The sequence below is a fragment of the Actinoplanes sp. TFC3 genome, from assembly GCF_001553785.1.
Classification (GTDB): Bacteria; Actinomycetota; Actinomycetes; order Mycobacteriales; family Micromonosporaceae; genus Actinoplanes.
This window is the reverse complement of sequence record NZ_LOJP01000002.1, coordinates 135,171-151,451: the sequence shown is the minus strand read 5'-3', so window position 1 is coordinate 151,451 and position 16,281 is coordinate 135,171. Positions and strand designations below refer to the sequence as shown.

12 protein-coding genes are annotated in these 16,281 nt (G+C 70.4%); 9 read left to right on the top strand and 3 right to left on the bottom strand.

The features are described 5' to 3' along the window. Nucleotides 1–25: 25 nt before the first annotated feature. From TFC3_RS27680 to TFC3_RS27670, 3 genes are all read right to left on the bottom strand, one after another. The gene (locus TFC3_RS27680; protein ID WP_067509731.1) at nt 26–3,766 is read right to left on the bottom strand and encodes a multifunctional oxoglutarate decarboxylase/oxoglutarate dehydrogenase thiamine pyrophosphate-binding subunit/dihydrolipoyllysine-residue succinyltransferase subunit; all 3,741 of its coding nucleotides are present in this window, start codon (nt 3,764–3,766) and stop codon (nt 26–28) included. 142 nt (nt 3,767–3,908) lie between these two features. Continuing rightward, a complete protein-coding gene (locus tag TFC3_RS27675) occupies nt 3,909–4,727 on the bottom strand; it encodes an ABC transporter permease (RefSeq protein WP_067507993.1) in 819 nt (272 codons plus the stop codon). After that, nucleotides 4,724–5,632, bottom strand: a complete 909-nt coding sequence (locus TFC3_RS27670; protein ID WP_153040509.1) for an ABC transporter ATP-binding protein — start codon at nt 5,630–5,632, stop codon at nt 4,724–4,726. Before TFC3_RS27670 ends, TFC3_RS27675 begins: the two co-directional genes overlap by 4 nt. 145 nt (nt 5,633–5,777) lie before the next feature. On the opposite strand from TFC3_RS27670, the gene TFC3_RS27665 reads away from it, so the two are divergent. The 9 genes from TFC3_RS27665 to TFC3_RS27625 form a co-directional block, all read left to right on the top strand. Then, a complete protein-coding gene (locus TFC3_RS27665; protein ID WP_067507989.1) occupies nt 5,778–6,542 on the top strand; it encodes a GNAT family N-acetyltransferase in 765 nt (254 codons plus the stop codon). Next, nucleotides 6,539–7,318 carry a 1-acyl-sn-glycerol-3-phosphate acyltransferase gene (locus tag TFC3_RS27660; RefSeq protein ID WP_067507987.1) on the top strand — a complete coding sequence of 260 codons (780 nt, stop codon included), beginning with the start codon at nt 6,539–6,541 and terminating at the stop codon, nt 7,316–7,318. The genes TFC3_RS27665 and TFC3_RS27660 overlap by 4 nt, the downstream gene beginning before the upstream one ends. Nucleotides 7,319–7,385: 67 nt before the next feature. Next, on the top strand, nt 7,386–8,099 hold the full coding sequence (locus TFC3_RS27655) for a response regulator transcription factor (protein WP_067507985.1): 714 nt from the start codon (nt 7,386–7,388) through the stop codon (nt 8,097–8,099). Nucleotides 8,100–8,106: 7 nt separating this feature from the next. Further along, nucleotides 8,107–9,669 carry a cell wall metabolism sensor histidine kinase WalK gene (locus TFC3_RS27650; protein ID WP_067507982.1) on the top strand — a complete coding sequence of 521 codons (1,563 nt, stop codon included), beginning with the start codon at nt 8,107–8,109 and terminating at the stop codon, nt 9,667–9,669. Nucleotides 9,670–9,751: 82 nt separating this feature from the next. After that, nucleotides 9,752–11,428, top strand: a complete 1,677-nt coding sequence (locus tag TFC3_RS27645; RefSeq protein ID WP_067507980.1) for a S1C family serine protease — start codon at nt 9,752–9,754, stop codon at nt 11,426–11,428. A gap of 211 nt (nt 11,429–11,639) precedes the next feature. Beyond that, complete coding sequence (locus TFC3_RS27640) at nt 11,640–14,789, top strand: cyclic nucleotide-binding protein (protein ID WP_067507978.1); 3,150 nt, start codon at nt 11,640–11,642, stop codon at nt 14,787–14,789. Nucleotides 14,790–14,827: 38 nt separating this feature from the next. Then, nucleotides 14,828–15,703 carry an ABC transporter ATP-binding protein gene (locus tag TFC3_RS27635; protein WP_067507976.1) on the top strand — a complete coding sequence of 292 codons (876 nt, stop codon included), beginning with the start codon at nt 14,828–14,830 and terminating at the stop codon, nt 15,701–15,703. Between the two features lie 13 nt (nt 15,704–15,716). Then, on the top strand, nt 15,717–15,947 hold the full coding sequence (locus TFC3_RS27630; RefSeq protein WP_067507973.1) for a TOBE domain-containing protein: 231 nt from the start codon (nt 15,717–15,719) through the stop codon (nt 15,945–15,947). A 53-nt stretch (nt 15,948–16,000) separates the two neighbouring features. Further along, a partial coding sequence (locus tag TFC3_RS27625) for a carbohydrate-binding protein (protein ID WP_369819701.1) occupies nt 16,001–16,281 on the top strand: 281 nt, incomplete at its 3' end.

Below are 16,281 nucleotides of genomic sequence, written 5' to 3'. Positions count from 1 at the left end.
CCGCGGGGCGCTGCACAGGCCTGACTCAGGCGCGCGGCAGGGCGGCCTCGATCAGCGCCGCCTGCTCGGCCTCGTGCATCTTGGCCGAACCGACTGCCGGCGCGGCCGCGGCTGGGCGGGAAATGCGGCGCAGTCGGACACCTTCGAGGTGCTCAAGCAGGTTGAGCGCCACAAACGACCAGGCGCCCTGGTTGGCCGGCTCCTCCTGCACCCAGGCGAAGTCCTCGGCGTTGGGGTACTGGTTGAGCACCGCCTTGAGCTCCTCGACGGGCAGCGGGTAGATCTGCTCCATCCGGATGATCGCGGTGTCGGCGTTGCCGCGCTCGGCCCGGGCCTGGAACAGGTCGTAGTAGACCTTGCCCGAGCAGAGCAGGACCCGCTTGACCGACGAGGCGTCCAGCGGGTTTCCGTTGATGCCCGCGTCACCCAGCACCGGCTGGAACGTGCCGGTGGTGAAGTCGTTCACCGAGGACACCGCGAGGCGGTGGCGCAGCAGCGACTTCGGCGAGAAGACCACCAGCGGCTTGCGCTTGCTGGACAGGGCCTGGCGGCGCAGCAGGTGGAAGTAGTTCGCCGGGGTGGTCGGGTTGGCCACGCGCATGTTGTCCTGCGCGCACAGCTGCAGGAAACGCTCGGGGCGACCGGAGGAGTGGTCCGGGCCCTGGCCTTCCATACCGTGCGGCAGCAGCAGCACCAGCGACGTGCGCTGGCCCCACTTGGCCTCGCCGGAGGACAGGAACTCGTCGACGATCGACTGGGCGCCGTTGACGAAGTCACCGAACTGGGCCTCCCACAGCACCAGCGCGTCCGGGTTCTCCACCGAGTAGCCGTACTCGAAGCCCATCGCCGCGTACTCGCTGAGCAACGAGTCGTGCACGAAGAACCGGGCGTTGCCGGTGGCCAGCGTGGACATCGGCAGGAAGTCGTCGCCGGTCTTGGCGTCGATGATCGCCGCGTGCCGCGAGGTGAACGTGCCGCGGCGCGAGTCCTGCCCGGCCAGGCGCACGGTGACGCCCTGGTTGAGCAGCGAGCCGAAGGCGATCAGCTCACCGAAGCCCCAGTCGATGCCACCCTCGGTGGACATCTTGGCGCGCCGCTCCAGCAACTGCTGGACCCGCTTGTGCGGGGTGAAGCCCTCGGGCAGCTCGATGTGGGCCTGGCCGACCGACTTGACCACACCGGCTTCGACGGCGGTGTCGACCTGCGGCTCCGGCTCCTCGGCCAGACCCGGGCGCACCCGCGGCGGGGAGCCGGCGGTGTCGCGGGTGGCCTTGAAGACCTGCTCCAGCTGCGACTGGTAGTCGCGTAGCTGCTCCTGAGCGCCGTCCACGGTGATGTCACCGCGGCCGATCAGCTCCTCGGTGTAGAGCTTACGGACCGAGCGCTTGGTGTCGATGATCTCGTACATCCGCGGGTTGGTCATCGACGGGTCGTCGCCCTCGTTGTGCCCGCGGCGGCGGTAGCAGACCAGGTCGATGACGACGTCCTTGTTGAACGCCTGGCGGTATTCGAAGGCCAGCTTGGCCACGCGCACCACGGCCTCGGGGTCGTCGCCGTTGACATGGAAGATCGGCGCCTGGATCATCCGGGCCACGTCGGTGGAGTACAGCGACGAGCGGCTGTATTCCGGGGCGGTGGTGAAGCCGACCTGGTTGTTGACCACGACGTGCACCGTGCCGCCGGTGCGGTAGCCGCGTAGCTGCGAGAGGTTGAGCGTCTCGGCCACCACGCCTTGACCGGCGAACGCGGCGTCGCCGTGCACCAGCACCGGCAGCACCGTGTAGCCGTGCAGGCCCAGGTCGAGGCGGTCCTGCTTGGCCCGCACGATGCCCTCGAGCACCGGGTCGACCGCCTCGAGGTGCGACGGGTTGGCGACCACGCTGACCGTGGTGGCGTTCTCGCCGTCCGGCGTCGTGTACTTGCCGGTCTGTCCGAGGTGGTATTTCACGTCGCCCGAGCCGTGCGCCGAGCGGGGGTCCATCTGCCCCTCGAACTCGTTGAAGATCTTCTCGTACGGCTTGCCGACGATGTTGGCCAGCACGTTGAGCCGCCCGCGGTGGGCCATGCCGATGACCATCTCGTCCAGCCCGGCGTCGGCCGAGGACTGCAGCACCGCGTCGAGCAGCGGGATCAGCGACTCGCCGCCCTCCAGTGAGAACCGCTTCTGCCCGACGTACTTGGTCTGCAGGAAGGTCTCGAAGGCCTCGGCCGCGTTGAGCCGGTTGAGGATGTGCTTCTGCTCCTCCGGCTCCGGCTTGGTGTACTTGATCTCGATCCGGTCCTGGATCCAGCGCCGCTCCTCGGGGCCCTGGATGTGCATGTACTCGATGCCGACCCGGCGGCAATAGGTGTCGCGCAGCACGCCGAGCACGTCGCGCAGCTTCATCTTCTGCTTGGCCGCGAAGCCGCCGACCGGGAAGGTGCGGTCGAGGTCCCACAGGGTCAGGCCGTGCTGCAGCACGTCCAGGTCGGGGTGTCGGCGGATCTCAAACTCGAGCGGGTCGGTGTCGGCCATCAGGTGCCCGCGGACCCGGTAGGCGTGGATCAGCTCGACGACCCGGGCGGCCTTGTCGATCTGGCCCTCGGAGGTGCGGGCGACGTCGCGCACCCAGCGCACCGGCTCGTACGGGATCCGCAGCGAGGTGAAGATGTCGTCGTAGAACGAGTGCTCGCCGAGCAGGAACTCGTGCATCGCCTTGAGGAACTCGCCGGACTGCGCGCCCTGGATGACCCGGTGGTCGTACGTGCTGGTCAGGGTCGTGACCTTGCTGACGCCGTGCTCGGTGAGGGTCTCGTCGGACATGCCGGACCACGGTGCCGGGTATTCCATCGCGCCCACGCCGATGATGGCGCTCTGCCCGCTCATCAGCCGCGGGATGGAGTGCACGGTGCCGATGCCGCCGGGGTTGGTCAGTGAGATCGTCGTGCCCGCGTAGTCGTCCATGGTCAGCTCGTTGCGGCGGGCGCGCCGGACGATGTCCTCGTACGCCTGCCAGAACTGCCGGAAGTCCATCTGCTCACAGTTCTTGATGGACGGCACGACCAACGAGCGCGAGCCGTCCTTCTTGGCCAGGTCGATCGCGATGCCGAGGTTGATGTGCTCGGGCGCGACCATCGCCGGCTTGCCATCCACCTGGGCGAACGAGTTGTTCATCTCGGGGTGGGCGATAACCGAGCGGACGAGCGCCCAGCCGATCAGGTGGGTGAAGCTGACCTTGCCACCGCGCCCGCGGGAGAGGTGGTTGTTGATCACGATGCGGTTGTCGACCATCAGCTTCGCCGGGATCGTGCGCACCGAGGTCGCGGTGGGCACCTCCAGCGAGGCGTCCATGTTCTGCACGATGCGGGCGGCGACGCCGCGCAACGTGGTCACCTTGGCGCCCGCCGGGGCGGTGCCGTTGGCCGGCGCGGCGGGCTTGGCCGCGGCCGGCGCGGGGGCCGGAGCCGGCTTGGCCGCCGCGGGAGCGGGAGCGGGCTTGGCCGGCGCGGCCGGGACGGTCGGCTTCACCGGCGCGACTGTGGTGGCGGCCGGGGCGTCCGTGCCGGCCTTCTCAGCGGTGGCCTTCGCGTTCGCGGCGGTGGCCTCGTCGGGCGTCACGATGGACCCCTTGGCCATGGCCGGCTTGTAGTCGGCGAAGAAGTCGTGCCATGCCGGGTCGACGCTTGTGGGGTCGGCCAGGTAGCGCTGGTACATCTCGTCGACGATCCACTCGTTCGGACCGAAGTCCGCGAGTGGGTTTTCCTGCGAAGTCTGCTGGGTCGACACTTCCGTGTTCGCCTCTTTCACCTGTTATCAGCACGCGACGTTCGTCACACAGGGACGAAGGATTTCGGCGTCAAGGCTACGCCGTGAAGTCGGCGTAGCCATGCGCACGTCCCGTCTGTGACCAAGTCCGGTGCCGGAAACGTCAGGTGATGTCGCGTTTCTTGGTGATCAGCGTGCCGACCGTGCCCGCGACCACGGCGTAGACGATCAGCACGACGGCCCCCACCCAGCGCGGCGGGTTACCGGGCAGCTCGGTGCCCGACACCATCAGCTGCGAGGCCAGCGACGGCACGATGACCTGCAGCTTCTCGAACCAGTCGCCGAACTTGGGAGCGAGCAGGCCGAAGAACAGGGCGGCCCCGAAGTAGCCGAGGACGTACAGCAGGCTCAGGGTGATCGTGGCACCGAGCTGGCTGCGGATCAGAATGCCGGCACCCACGCCCAGCACCGCCCACAGCGCGTACGCGAGCCCGTTCAACGCGATCGCCCGCCAGATCGCCCCCTCGCCCAGTTGGGTGCCCAGGTCGAGCGAGCTCAGGATCAGCGGGGCGAAGATCAGGTTGAGCACGGTGGTGAGCAGCCAGATCAGCAGCCCGTAGGCCACGCCCGCGCCGAGCTTGGCCAGCACCACGTTTTCCCGGCGCGGCGTGATCAGGAACGTGGTCGTTGCCGTCTGGTGGAAGAACTCGCTGGTCGACAGGATCGCGGCGAGCAGCATCACGATCAGCAGCCCGAAGAACTGACCGCTGGTGAACAGGTTGCTGGCGATGTTCACCGGCTCCAGCGAGGCCCGCACCTGCTCGGCCTGATCGGCGTCGAGCCCGGTGGTGTCGGCCTGGGTGTTGGCGACCAGCCAGTTGACGCCCAGCGAGAGCGCCCACAGCACCAGCGCGATGAGGCCGAAGATCCACCAGGTGCTGGTGGTGCGGACCTTGAGCAGTTCGGCACGCAGCAGTTTCATCGGATTCCCGCCTTTCCTGCCGTCAGCTGCAGGAAGACCTGTTCCAGGTCGGCCTTCTCGGCGGACAGCTCATGCAACTCGATCCCGGCGGTGAACGCGAGGTGCCCGACCTGGGCGCCATCGAGGCCCGTCACCGTGAAGGCGCCATCGGGCAGGGCATTGACGGTGGCCGAGGTCTCCGACAAAGCGGCGGCCAGGCGGTCCGGATGAGGACTGCGCACCCGTACGACCGCAGCCCCGCTCATCGACCCCAGCACCTCACCCACGGGTCCCTGCCGCACCAGCCGGCCGGCCGCAATGATCACCACGTCGTCGGCCAGTTGCTGCATCTCGGCGAGCAGATGGCTGGACACCAGCACGGTGCGGCCCTGGGCGGCCAGCGACTTGAGCAGGTCACGCATCCACCGGATGCCCTCGGGGTCGAGCCCGTTGGCCGGCTCGTCGAGGATCAGCACCTGCGGGTTGCCCAGCAGCGCAGCCGCGATCCCGAGCCGCTGCTTCATGCCCAGCGAGTAGCCCTTGAACTTGCGCTTGGCCGCCGGGGTCAGCCCCACGCTGGCCAGCGCGTCGTCGGCCGCCTGCTGGGGCAGCCCGGCCGCCGCGGCGATGATCCGCAGGTGGTTGCGGCCGCTGCGGCCCCGGTGCGCGCTGGAGGCCTCGAGCAGCGCGCCGACCTGGCGGATCGGCTCGTCGAGATCGTTGTAGCGGGTGCCCGAGAACGTGGCAGTGCCCGAGGTCGGCTGTACCAGGCCGAGCATCATGCGCAGGGTGGTGGTCTTGCCGGCACCGTTGGGGCCGAGGAACCCGGTGACCCGGCCCGGTTGCACGGTGAACGACAGGTCGTCCACCGCCCTCAGCTGGCGGTAGTGCTTCGTCAGATGGGAGACGACGATCTCTCCGGACACCAAGTTCCTCCCCGTTTCGGCTGGTCGGAACAAGGTACCGGGCCGGGGCCACCCGGGGCGCCCCGCGACATGCGTTCATTCAGCTGTCATGTGAGGCCACCTGGCCCGACACACCGTCGGCAATCGCGAGCGTTACACAGGTCACATGACGGTACTCATGACCGCCGCCGCACCCATCGGGACCAGCGGCTACTCCCTCCTGATCGCCGACGATGCGGATCAGGTGGCGGCCGCCCAGCGGCTGCGCCACGAGGTCTTCGCCGGGGAGCTCGGTGCCACGCTGCGCACCGCCACCGCCGACGGCCGGGACGTGGACGAGTTCGACAACTTCTGTGACCACCTCATCGTCCGCGACGACGCCACCGGGGCCGTCGTCGGTACGTACCGGATGATGACCCCCAAGGGTGCCGAGCGGGCCGGCCGGCGCTACGGCGACGGCGAGTTCAACCTCAGCGGCCTGCGCCCGCTGCGCGACCAACTGGTCGAGACCGGACGCTCCTGCGTGCACCCGGACCACCGCTCCGGCGCCGTGGTCAACCTGATGTGGGCCGGCATCGCCCGCTACCTGCACCTGAACAACCTGCGCTGGCTCGGCGGGTGCGCGTCGGTACCGCTCGACGACGGCGGTCACACCGCGGCCGGGGTATGGGCGCGCGTGCAGAGCAAGCACATGTCGCCCCCGGCGCTGCGGGTCGAGCCGCGGCGCAACTGGCTCGCCGAGACGTCGCTGGTCGGGGACCCCAAGTTGCAAGCTCCGCCGCTGCTCAAGGGCTATCTGCGGCTGGGTAGCTGGGTCTGCGGGCAGCCCGCGTACGACCCGGATTTCCAGAGCGCGGACTTCTACGTGCTGTTCTCCATGGACCGGATGGACCCGCGCTACCGCCGCCACTTCCTGGGGGCGACGCGATGACCACCTCCAGCCTGTGGCGGCCGGTGTCCGGGTGCGGCATGCACTGCGTGCCCGGCGGGGATACGACAGCGCGCAAGCTCACCACATTGGTGCGCATGACCGGCGCTGCGGGCGTACTGCTGGCAGGGGTTCTGCTGGTGCCACTGCTGCGTGGCACCGGCGTGCGGACCTTGGCCCGGCTCCTGCTCGCGGCTCTGGGGGTGCGGTTGCGGTGGCGGGGGCCCGCGGTCAAACCCGGGAGCCTGCTGGTGGCCAACCATGTGTCCTGGCTCGACGTGCTGGCGCTGCTCGCGGTCGCACCGGTGCGGCTGGTGGCCAAGCACGAGGTCGGCGCCTGGCCGCTGGTCGGCGCGGTGGCCAAGGCGAGCGGGGCGATCTTCCTCAACCGGGAACGCCCGAGGCAGCTACCCGACGCCGTCGCTGACGTGGCAGCAGCCCTACGGAGCGGACGCTCGGTCGCAGTGTTTCCCGAGGGGACGACGTTCTGCGGTGCCGAGCGCGGCCGCTTCCGGCCCGCGGTGTTCCAGGCCGCGATCGACGCGCAGGCTCCGGTTGTGCCGATCACCATCAGGTACGACACCCCGGCCGCCGCGTTCATCGGCGACGACACGCTATGGTCCTCCGTGCGCCGGGTGGTGGCCCTGCGCGGGCTGACGGTGACCCTGGTGGGCTCGCCGGCCCTACGCCCCGAAGCGGGTGCCGATCGCCGGGTTCTGGCCCGCGCCGCCCAAGCTTCCTCCGGGTTGCCGGCCTCGTCGTTCAGTCTCGCCGCTTAGCCCGCTCACAGAAAACTTTCAGCGCGCGTGCAGCAACAGCGCAGCGGCCTGCGTGAAGATGGGTCCTATGGCTACACAGACCCAGGGCAAGCAGAGCGAGGCCAAGCTGCTCGTCGTCGAGGACGACGCGAACATTCTCGAGCTGCTCTCGGCCAGCCTGCGCTTCGCCGGGTTCGACGTCAGCACCGCGACCAGCGGCAGCGCCGCCGTCACGGCGGCCAAGAACGCCGCCCCCGACCTCGTGGTGCTCGACGTCATGCTGCCCGACCTCGACGGTTTCGAGGTCATCCGGTTGATGCGCGAGGGTGGAACGCGCACCCCCGTGGTCTTCCTCACCGCTCGCGACGGCACCGACGACAAGATCCGCGGTCTCACCCTCGGCGGTGATGACTATGTGACCAAGCCGTTCAGCCTGGAGGAGCTCACCGCGCGGATCCGGGCGGTGCTGCGCCGCACCACGGCCGGCGAGGAGGAACCCTCGCGCCTGGTCTTCGCCGACCTCGAACTCGACGAGGAAACCCACGAGGTTTACCGGGCAGGCCAGCGGGTCCAGCTCTCGCCGACCGAGTTCAAGCTGCTGCGCTACCTGATGCTCAACGCCAACCGGGTGCTCTCCAAGGCGCAGATCCTCGACCACGTGTGGAAATACGACTTCCGCGGTGACGACAACATCGTCGAGTCGTACATCTCCTATCTGCGCCGCAAGGTGGACAACGTGCAGCCCCGACTGATCCACACGCTCCGCGGCGTGGGTTACGTGCTGCGCAAACCCGCCGTCTGAGCCTGGAATGCAACTCGCCGAACGGGTTCGCAGCCACGTCCCGATGCAGACCGGGCTGCGCCGGGTACCGCTGCTCACCAAGCTCGTCGCCTCGGTGCTGGCGCTGGTCTTCGCCGCGCTCACGCTGATCAGTGCGGCCAGTACGTACGCGCTGCACAACTACATGATCGGGCGGCTCGACGCGCAGCTGCGGCAGTTCACCTCGACTGTCGAAAGCCTCGGCCCGTACGACAAAGTGATCCTGCCGACCGACTACTACGTCAACGTCACGACCGTCGACGGCATCTTCAACCCGACATCGGAGAAGTACGACACCCGGGTGTACGGCGCCTCCCAGTTGCCGCCGATTCTCAAGGGTGTCGACCAGGTCAACAAGCACGCCGGCAAGCCGTACACGGTCAACTCGCCGGACGGCGGCGTGCACTGGCGGATGCTGGTCACGTACACGTCGGCGGGGTCGGTGCTGCATGTGGCGCAGCGGCTGGTGGGCATCGACAACGCGATCAGCCGGCTCGTCTGGGTCGACATCCTGGTGGGGGCGGGGGTGCTGTTCGCGCTGGCGGCGGTGGGGGCTGCGATCGTACGGCAGAGCCTGATCCCGCTGGTGCAGATCGAACGCACGGCGGCGGCCATCGCAGCCGGCGACCTCACCCAGCGTGTGCCCGATCCCGAGCCCGACGAGGGCGAACCGCAGACCGAACTGGGCCGGCTGTCCCGCGCGCTCAACGCGATGCTCGCGCAGATCGAAGCCGCGTTCACCGCCCGGGCGCACTCCGAGACCGCGGCCCGCGCCGCCGAGTCACAGGCCCGCGACGCCGCCGAGGCCGCCCAGGCCTCCGAGGCCCGCGCGGTCCGCTCGGAGGGCAAGATGCGGCAGTTCGTCGCCGACGCCTCGCACGAGCTGCGCACGCCGCTGACCTCGATCCGCGGCTTCGCCGAGCTCTACCGCCAAGGTGCGGTGGCAAACCCGGAAGACGTCGCCAAACTGGTACGGCGGATCGAGGACGAGGCCTCGCGGATGGGCTTGCTCGTTGAGGACCTGCTGCTGCTGGCCCGGCTCGACCGGGAGCGACCGGTGACGCTGGCGCCGGTGGAGCTTCCTGTGCTCGCGCTGGACGCGGTGCACGCCGCGCAGGCAACCGCGCCCGAGCGCACCATCGAACTCAAGATCCGCGACGAACCCGAAAACCTTGTCGCGTTCGGCGACGACGCCCGGCTGCGTCAGGTGATCGGCAACCTGATGACCAATGCGCTGGTGCACACCCCGCCGGAGGCCTCGGTGACCCTGGCGCTGTCCACCGTACCGGGCAACCGGGCGGTCGTGGAGATCTCCGACACCGGTCCGGGACTCAGTCTTGAGCAGCGCGAACACGTCTTCGAGCGGTTCTACCGGGCGGACGAGGCGCGCACCCGGCGCACCGATCGCCAGGCCACCGGTACGGGTCTGGGGCTGGCCATCGTGGCAGCCATTGTGCGGGCCCATCACGGCACCGTGGAGGTCATCAGCGAACCCGGTCAGGGGGCCACTTTCCGGGTCACGTTGCCGGCTCTCGTACCGGATGAATCCTGACCTTCCGGGTGAGGCGCCATTCACAGAAAACCTTCAGGGTCAACACAGGTCAGTCGGAGCGGTCGGGGGCAATGTTGTTCCCATGAACGACGACGAGACCAACCCGCAGCGGCACGAGAACTCCTCGCCCGAGGAGCAGTCGCACCGGCCCGCGGACGCCTCCCTCGAAGGCAGCAGCCCGGAGCGGGGAACGTCCGACGTCACGGCGCAGCAGGCGGCCTACACCGCCCCGCCACCGTCCGCCCCCCAGAGCCCCCAGCCCGGTCAGACCCAGCCCGGTCAGACCCAGCCCGGTCAGACCCAGCCCGGTCAGACCCAGCCCGGTCAGACCCAGCAGCCCAGCCAGTGGGCGGGCTCGCCGTGGCAGCAGGGCGGCCAGCAGCCCGCCGCCGGTCAGTCCGGTTACGGCGCCTACGGCCAGCCCGGCTACGGCCAGCAGCAGTGGGCCGGCTACCCCGGTCAGCAGCCGCAATACGCGCCGGCCGCGGCTCAGCCCGCCGTCGACGGTGGCCAGTACGGCAGCGGCCAGTACCACGCTGGTCAGTACAGCACCGGCCAGTACCCCAACGGTCAGTACAACGCCGCTTCCGCAGACGCCCCGATCTGGGCCACCTCGGTCGGCACCGAACAGCAGAGTGACCCGGCCAAGAAGGCCCGCAGCCGGCGCATCCTGGTCACCGGCGCGGTAGCCGTGCTGATCGCGCTCGGCGCCGGTGGTGTCGGGGCGGCCACCGCGCTCGCCTTCGACGACAACCGCGGCTCCTCGACCGTGCAGATCGCCGACCCCTCGGTCAACAGCGTGGTGGACCGTTCGTCGCTGGCCCAGATCGTTGCGGTGGTCAAGGACAGCGTCGTGTCGATCACCACCGAGAGCGGTGAGGGCTCCGGCGTGGTGCTCAACACCGACGGCTACATCGTCACCAACAACCACGTGGTGGCCACCGCGCAGGGCAAGACCGTGACGGTCATTTTCGCCGACGGCAAGAAGGTGCAGGGCACGATCACCGGCACCGACCCGCGCACCGACCTCGCGGTCGTCAAGGTCGACGGCGGCGCTGACCTGAAGCCGGCCAAGTTCGGCTCCAGCGCCAACATGCAGGTTGGGGACACCGTGCTCGCGCTGGGCAGCCCGCTGGGCCTGGAGGGCTCGGTCACCGAGGGCATCATCAGCGCCAAGGACCGCACCATCCAGTCCGGCGGCGAGGACCAGCAGCAGACCCCGCAGAACCCGTTCGGCGGCCAGCAGCAACAGCAACAGCAACAGCAACAGCAGTCCGGCGGCACGACGTCGATGTCCGGCCTGCTGCAGACCGACGCCCCGATCAACCCCGGTAACTCCGGCGGCGCCCTGGTCAACACCAACGGCGAGGTCATCGGCATCAACTCGGCGATCGCCACCTCCGGCGACAGCTCGGGCAACATCGGCCTGGGCTTCGCCATCCCCAGCGACAAGGTCACCCAGGTGGTCCAGTCGCTGATGAAGGGCGAGAAGGTCAGCCACCCGGCGCTGGGCGTCAGCGTGGCCGAGGCCGAGGGCGGCGGCGCCCAGGTCAGCTCGGTCACCGCGAACAGCGCGGCGGCCAAGGCGGGCCTGGAGCAGGGCGACGTCATCAAGAGCGTGAACGGCAAGGCGATCAACGACTCCGACGACCTCGTGGCGATCATCCAGGCCGCCAAGGTGGGTGACAAGGTGACGGTGGTCTTCACCCGCAACGGTGACGAGCAGACCGTCAGCGCCACGCTCGCCGAGGCGTCCTAGAACTTCATCCCGTGCCGCCCGGGCCATCAGGCGGCACACCTCCCCGGGTGCGGTGAGTGGGCAGACCAAGGGGGTTGGTCTGGTCACTCACCGCACCTTTATGTCCACTCTGCGCCAGAAACACCTCGCGGGCGTCGAAACAGGGGCTCGCCTAAACGCCGTGCTACCGCCTACTCTCCATTCGCCATAGCGGAGCGGAAGGCCAACCCGAGTGACCTACGTCGATACCCGGATGAGCGTCTGGGAAGCCCTCGCGGGACGGGCACCGGGCGAGCCGCTCGGTCCCGCCGACCCGGAGATCTGGGGAGCGGTCGTCGACCGGCTCAACCCGGCCCGGGCACGCCCGGTGCTGCGCGCCGGCATCGAGGCCGTCGGGCTCACCAGCGCCCGCGGATCGTCGTACGTGATGCTGCGCTCGCCCGATGACGCCGGGCCGGCCAGCTATCTGCGGCTGACCCCCGAGGAGTGGCAGCTCGCGCTGCTGATGGACGGCAGTCACACGGTGGCCCGGCTGGTCGCCGAGTTCGCCCGGCTGGCCGGCCGGCTCTCCCCGGACCAGGTACGCCGGGTGGTCGCCGACCTCGCCGCCAACCGGATGCTCGACGACCTGCCGGTGGAGGCGTTCCGCCCGGCGCACGACCAGAACCGGGGTGCGCTGCCCGCGCGGGCCGGGCACACCGTGCTCGCCGCCGCCGGTGGTCGCCGCATGCTCGTCTTCACCGTCGACCGGCTGATCACCGCGCTGCACCGCGCGGGGGGACGCTTGCTGTTCGGCAAGGCGGCCGCGATCGTCATGGCGGTCTTCGCGCTGGCCGGCGTGGCCCTGTTCGGGGCGACGTGGTGGCGCGGCAGCCAGGCGGTGTTCCTGACGAACGGGTCGTACCTGCTCGGCGCGATCGTGTTGCTGCTGCTCAACCTGGTGGCGCTGGCCTGTCACGAACTCGGTCACGCGATGGCGGCCAAGCATGCCGGGCGGGAAGTGCCGAAGGCGGGGGTGTCCCTCTCGTACGGCATCCCGTCGGTTTTCGTTGACACCACCGACGCGTGGATGGCCGGCCGGCGGGCCCGGCTGCTCGTAGCCGCCTCGGGTCCGGCCACCTCGCTCGTGCTTGCGGGCACGGTCCAGCTGATCGGTCTCGCGGTGCCCGCGCTCGGCCCGCTGGCCTTCAAGCTGGCCTTCCTCTGGTATCTCAACGTGCTGTTCAACGCCAACCCGTTCCTCGCCCTCGACGGCAGCTATCTGCTGATGGACTGGCTCGAGATCCCCGGGCTGCGGGGCCGCGCGTTGGCCTGGCTGTCGGCCAAGCTGCGCGGCCGAGGCCCGGCGTGGCGCAGCCTCGACCGGGAAGGCAAGATCGTCGCCCTGTACGGCGTGCTGGGCGTGCTGTGGATCGTTGCCGCGCTCGAAGTGGTGTACCGGCTCTGGGCCGACCGGATCGCCGGGCTGACCACCGGGCTGTGGCACGACGGCATCGGCGGCAAGCTCCTGCTGCTGCTCGTGGTGCTGGCGTTCGCCGCGCCGCTGATCTACCTGGGCAGCGCGCGGATCGTCCGGTGGACGCGGCGGGCCCGGATGCGCGCCGCGGAGAAAAACCGCGAAGAGGACGCACCCCGCCGGCTTGCCGCCCTGCGCAACTCCGACCTGGGCGGGCTCGGGGAGCATGCGCTCGCCGACATCGCCGCCCGGGCCCGCTGGATCCGCCCGGGCACCGGCACCCAGATGATCGCCGCGGGCACCACCCAGCAGGCCGTTTACGTGGTGGTCGACGGCGCGATGCAGGCCCGCAAGCCCGGCGACCCGGGCGGGACGATCCGCCACCACGTCGGCGCGGGCGGGGTCGTCGGCCTGGCGAACGCGCTGACCGGCCGCTCGGCCGCGCTGGACTGGCACACCGCCGGCACGACGCTGCTGGCCGTACCGACCGCCACCGTCGCCACCGTGATCGGGCCGCTGCCCGGACCGCCCCCGGGTGAGCGGGCCGAAGCCGAGGCCCTGTTCGCCGACACCCCGGCGCTCGCCGGGCTCGCCGGTGACGAGCGGCTGGCCCTGATCGCCTCGGCCCACCCCCTCGACCTCGAGCCGGGCGCGCCCGTCGACCTGCCCGGCCCGACCCACGCGGTGGTCGTCGAGTCCGGCGTGATCGCCATGCCCGACGGCGTGGAGCTGCGCCGGGGCACCCTGATCGGCCCGGTCGGCGACGGCAACCCCGGTACGGTCGCGCAGACCCGCACGCCGGCCCGGCTCTGGGTCATCCCGGATGCCTCCGACCTGCCGCCGCTGGTCGGCGACCCGAACCACGTGAGCGGGGGACCCGGCGCCGGTGGGGGTGCTGGGGGAGCGTACCCGCCGCTCGCCTCGCCGCCGGGGCCGCCGGACGGCACCGAGAACCACGACGCGGACCGCCGGTTCGAGCGGCGCATGTGGTGGCTGGTGCTGCTGGCCCTGCTCACCACGCTGGTCCTGGCCGTCGCCGCATTCCTGCCCGGCCCGGCCTGGGCCGAGATGCCTGCCGACCGCACGCTGCTCACCTCGGACGAGGGCCCGCTCACCGCCACCGTCGACGGCACCTCGGCCCGCCTCGCCGCGGGGGACCGGCGCTACCTCGACGAGGGTGCGAGCCTGGACATCCCGCAGGGTTCCACCGGCCGCCTCACTTTCCCGGGCGGCGCCGCGGTGCTGCTCTGCGGTGGCACCCAGGCCGACATCGGCGCGCTGTCCACCGACCCCGGTCGCAGCCGGACCCCACACGGCGCGCTGACCGTCCACGGCGGCCGCGTGCTCGCCGGCACCGCCAGCACCAGCGGCGCCTACGAGCCGCTCGTGCTCACCGTGACCCGCACCGCCGCCGACGCGGTTACCAACAACGGTGCCGCCTGGTACGCCGTCGACCCGGCGGCCGTCAGCGTCGCCGCCGGCCGTGTCTACGCCGCTGGCACCGTGGTGATGGCCGGCACCACCACCCTGAGCTGTGGCGACGGTGTTGCTGTGGAACCGCCCGCCGGTGCGCCCAGCCAGACGCCCTCGGAACTGCCCTCGGATGTCCCGTCGGCCCCGCCGCCGGCCTCGCCCTCGCAGACCCCGTCGGCCCCGGCGACCACTACCCCGGCCGAGCAGCCGCAGCCCGCGCGCACCACAACCCCGGCCACGCCAACCGCCAACCCGCGGGACACCGGCAGACCCGATTCGCCGCGGCCGACCACCGAACGCCCCACGTTCCGTCCGCCCGCCACCCGGCCGGTCCCGACGGTGCCGGTGCCGCCGTCGACCCGGCCGACCACCACGCCGCCGCCCCCGGCCGACCCGGACCCGTCCACTCCCGAGGGCACCGGATCGGCGGCGGCACCTTCACCCTCGAATTGACCTGGTATTGATCTTTTTCGACCCGCAGACTGGACGGCATGGTCGCTGTCACGGTCCGTGGGCTCACTAAGATCTTCGACGACCACAACGGACCCGCGAAGGCGGCCCTCAACGGGGTGGACCTGGACGTGGCGCCGGGGGAGTTCCTGGTGCTGCTGGGCCCTGCCGGCTGCGGCAAGTCGACGCTGCTGCGGCTGATCGCCGGGCTCGATGAGCCCACCGCCGGCGAGGTGCGCTACGACGGCGTGCCGGTCGGGTCACCGGAGTTGCCGCCGATCGCTCTGGTGACCCAGATGTATGCGCTCTACCCGCACCTGAGCGTGGCACAGAACATCGGGTTTCCACTGCGGGTGAGTTCGGCGCCGGCCGACCACATCGCCGAGCGGGTGGCCGGGACCGCCCGGGTGGTGGGTGTCGAGGATCTGCTCGGCCGCTATCCCGAGCATCTGTCCGGCGGTCAGCGCCAGCGGGTGGCCCTGGCCCGGGCGCTGGTGCGGCGTCCGCCGGTGCTGCTGCTCGACGAGCCGCTGTCGAACGTGGACGCCGTTTCGCGGGCGGTGCTGCGTGACGAGATCGTGGCGGTGGCCCGCAAGCTCGGCGTCACCACCATCTACGTCACGCACGACCGCGCCGAGGCGATGAGCATGGCCGACCGGGTGGCGATCCTGCACGATGGCGTGATCGAGCAGGCCGGGGCGCCCGCCGAGGTCACCGCCGATCCGGACACCGTGTTCGTGGCCGCGTTCCTGGGCGCGCCGTTCATCGGCCTGCTGGCCGGGGCGGTGCAGGTCACGCCGGGTCGGGTGGCGGTCGATCTGGGTGCGCAGATCCTGGCGCTGCCGCACGGACTGCAACTGCCTCTTGCCTACGACAACGCGCGCGTGACGGTCGCCCTCCGGACATCATTTTTTTGACGGTACGCACGCAATGTCGTTGACCGGCACCGTCGAGTCGGCCGAACGCCTCGGGGGCGAGGTCATCGTCCGGGTGGATGTGGGCGGGGTGCCGGCTTCCCCGCTGGCCGTCCGCGTTCCGGCTCGTGCCCCGGCCGCCCCGGGAACCCGGGTCACCGTGGGGATCCACGCGAATGACCTGCTGCTGTTCGACCGTGACGGCGATCGGATCAGATTCGACGCGGCTCTGGACAGAATAAGTTAACAGTCCTAATAATTGGCCAACTGTCGATGTACGACGTGAAAGGCCATTCCCCCATGCGCCGATCCCTGATCCTCGCGGCCGTGGCGGTCACTGCGACCGCCGCCGCCGTCATCCCCATGACCGCTTCCAACGCCGCTGTCGCCTGCGTCGGAGCCTGGAGTTCCAGCGCCGTCTACACCGGTGGCGCAACCGCCTCGCAGAACGGGCACAACTACTCCGCCAAGTGGTGGACCCAGAACGAGAGCCCGGCCACCCACAGTGGCCAGTGGGACGTCTGGGCCGACCAGGGCGCCTGCGGTGGCACCCCGCCGACCCCGCCGCCCACCACGACCAC

What these genes read in the sequence shown, in the direction of transcription:
- TFC3_RS27675 (WP_067507993.1), bottom strand. Translation starts at nt 4,727, where the DNA reads ATGAAACTGCTGCGTGCCGAACTGCTCAAGGTCCGCACCACCAGCACC.
- TFC3_RS27665 (WP_067507989.1), top strand. Translation starts at nt 5,778, where the DNA reads ATGACGGTACTCATGACCGCCGCCGCACCCATCGGGACCAGCGGCTAC.
- TFC3_RS27660 (WP_067507987.1), top strand. Translation starts at nt 6,539, where the DNA reads ATGACCACCTCCAGCCTGTGGCGGCCGGTGTCCGGGTGCGGCATGCAC.
- TFC3_RS27655 (WP_067507985.1), top strand. Translation starts at nt 7,386, where the DNA reads ATGGCTACACAGACCCAGGGCAAGCAGAGCGAGGCCAAGCTGCTCGTC.
- TFC3_RS27650 (WP_067507982.1), top strand. Translation starts at nt 8,107, where the DNA reads ATGCAACTCGCCGAACGGGTTCGCAGCCACGTCCCGATGCAGACCGGG.
- TFC3_RS27645 (WP_067507980.1), top strand. Translation starts at nt 9,752, where the DNA reads ATGAACGACGACGAGACCAACCCGCAGCGGCACGAGAACTCCTCGCCC.
- TFC3_RS27635 (WP_067507976.1), top strand. Translation starts at nt 14,828, where the DNA reads ATGGTCGCTGTCACGGTCCGTGGGCTCACTAAGATCTTCGACGACCAC.
- TFC3_RS27630 (WP_067507973.1), top strand. Translation starts at nt 15,717, where the DNA reads ATGTCGTTGACCGGCACCGTCGAGTCGGCCGAACGCCTCGGGGGCGAG.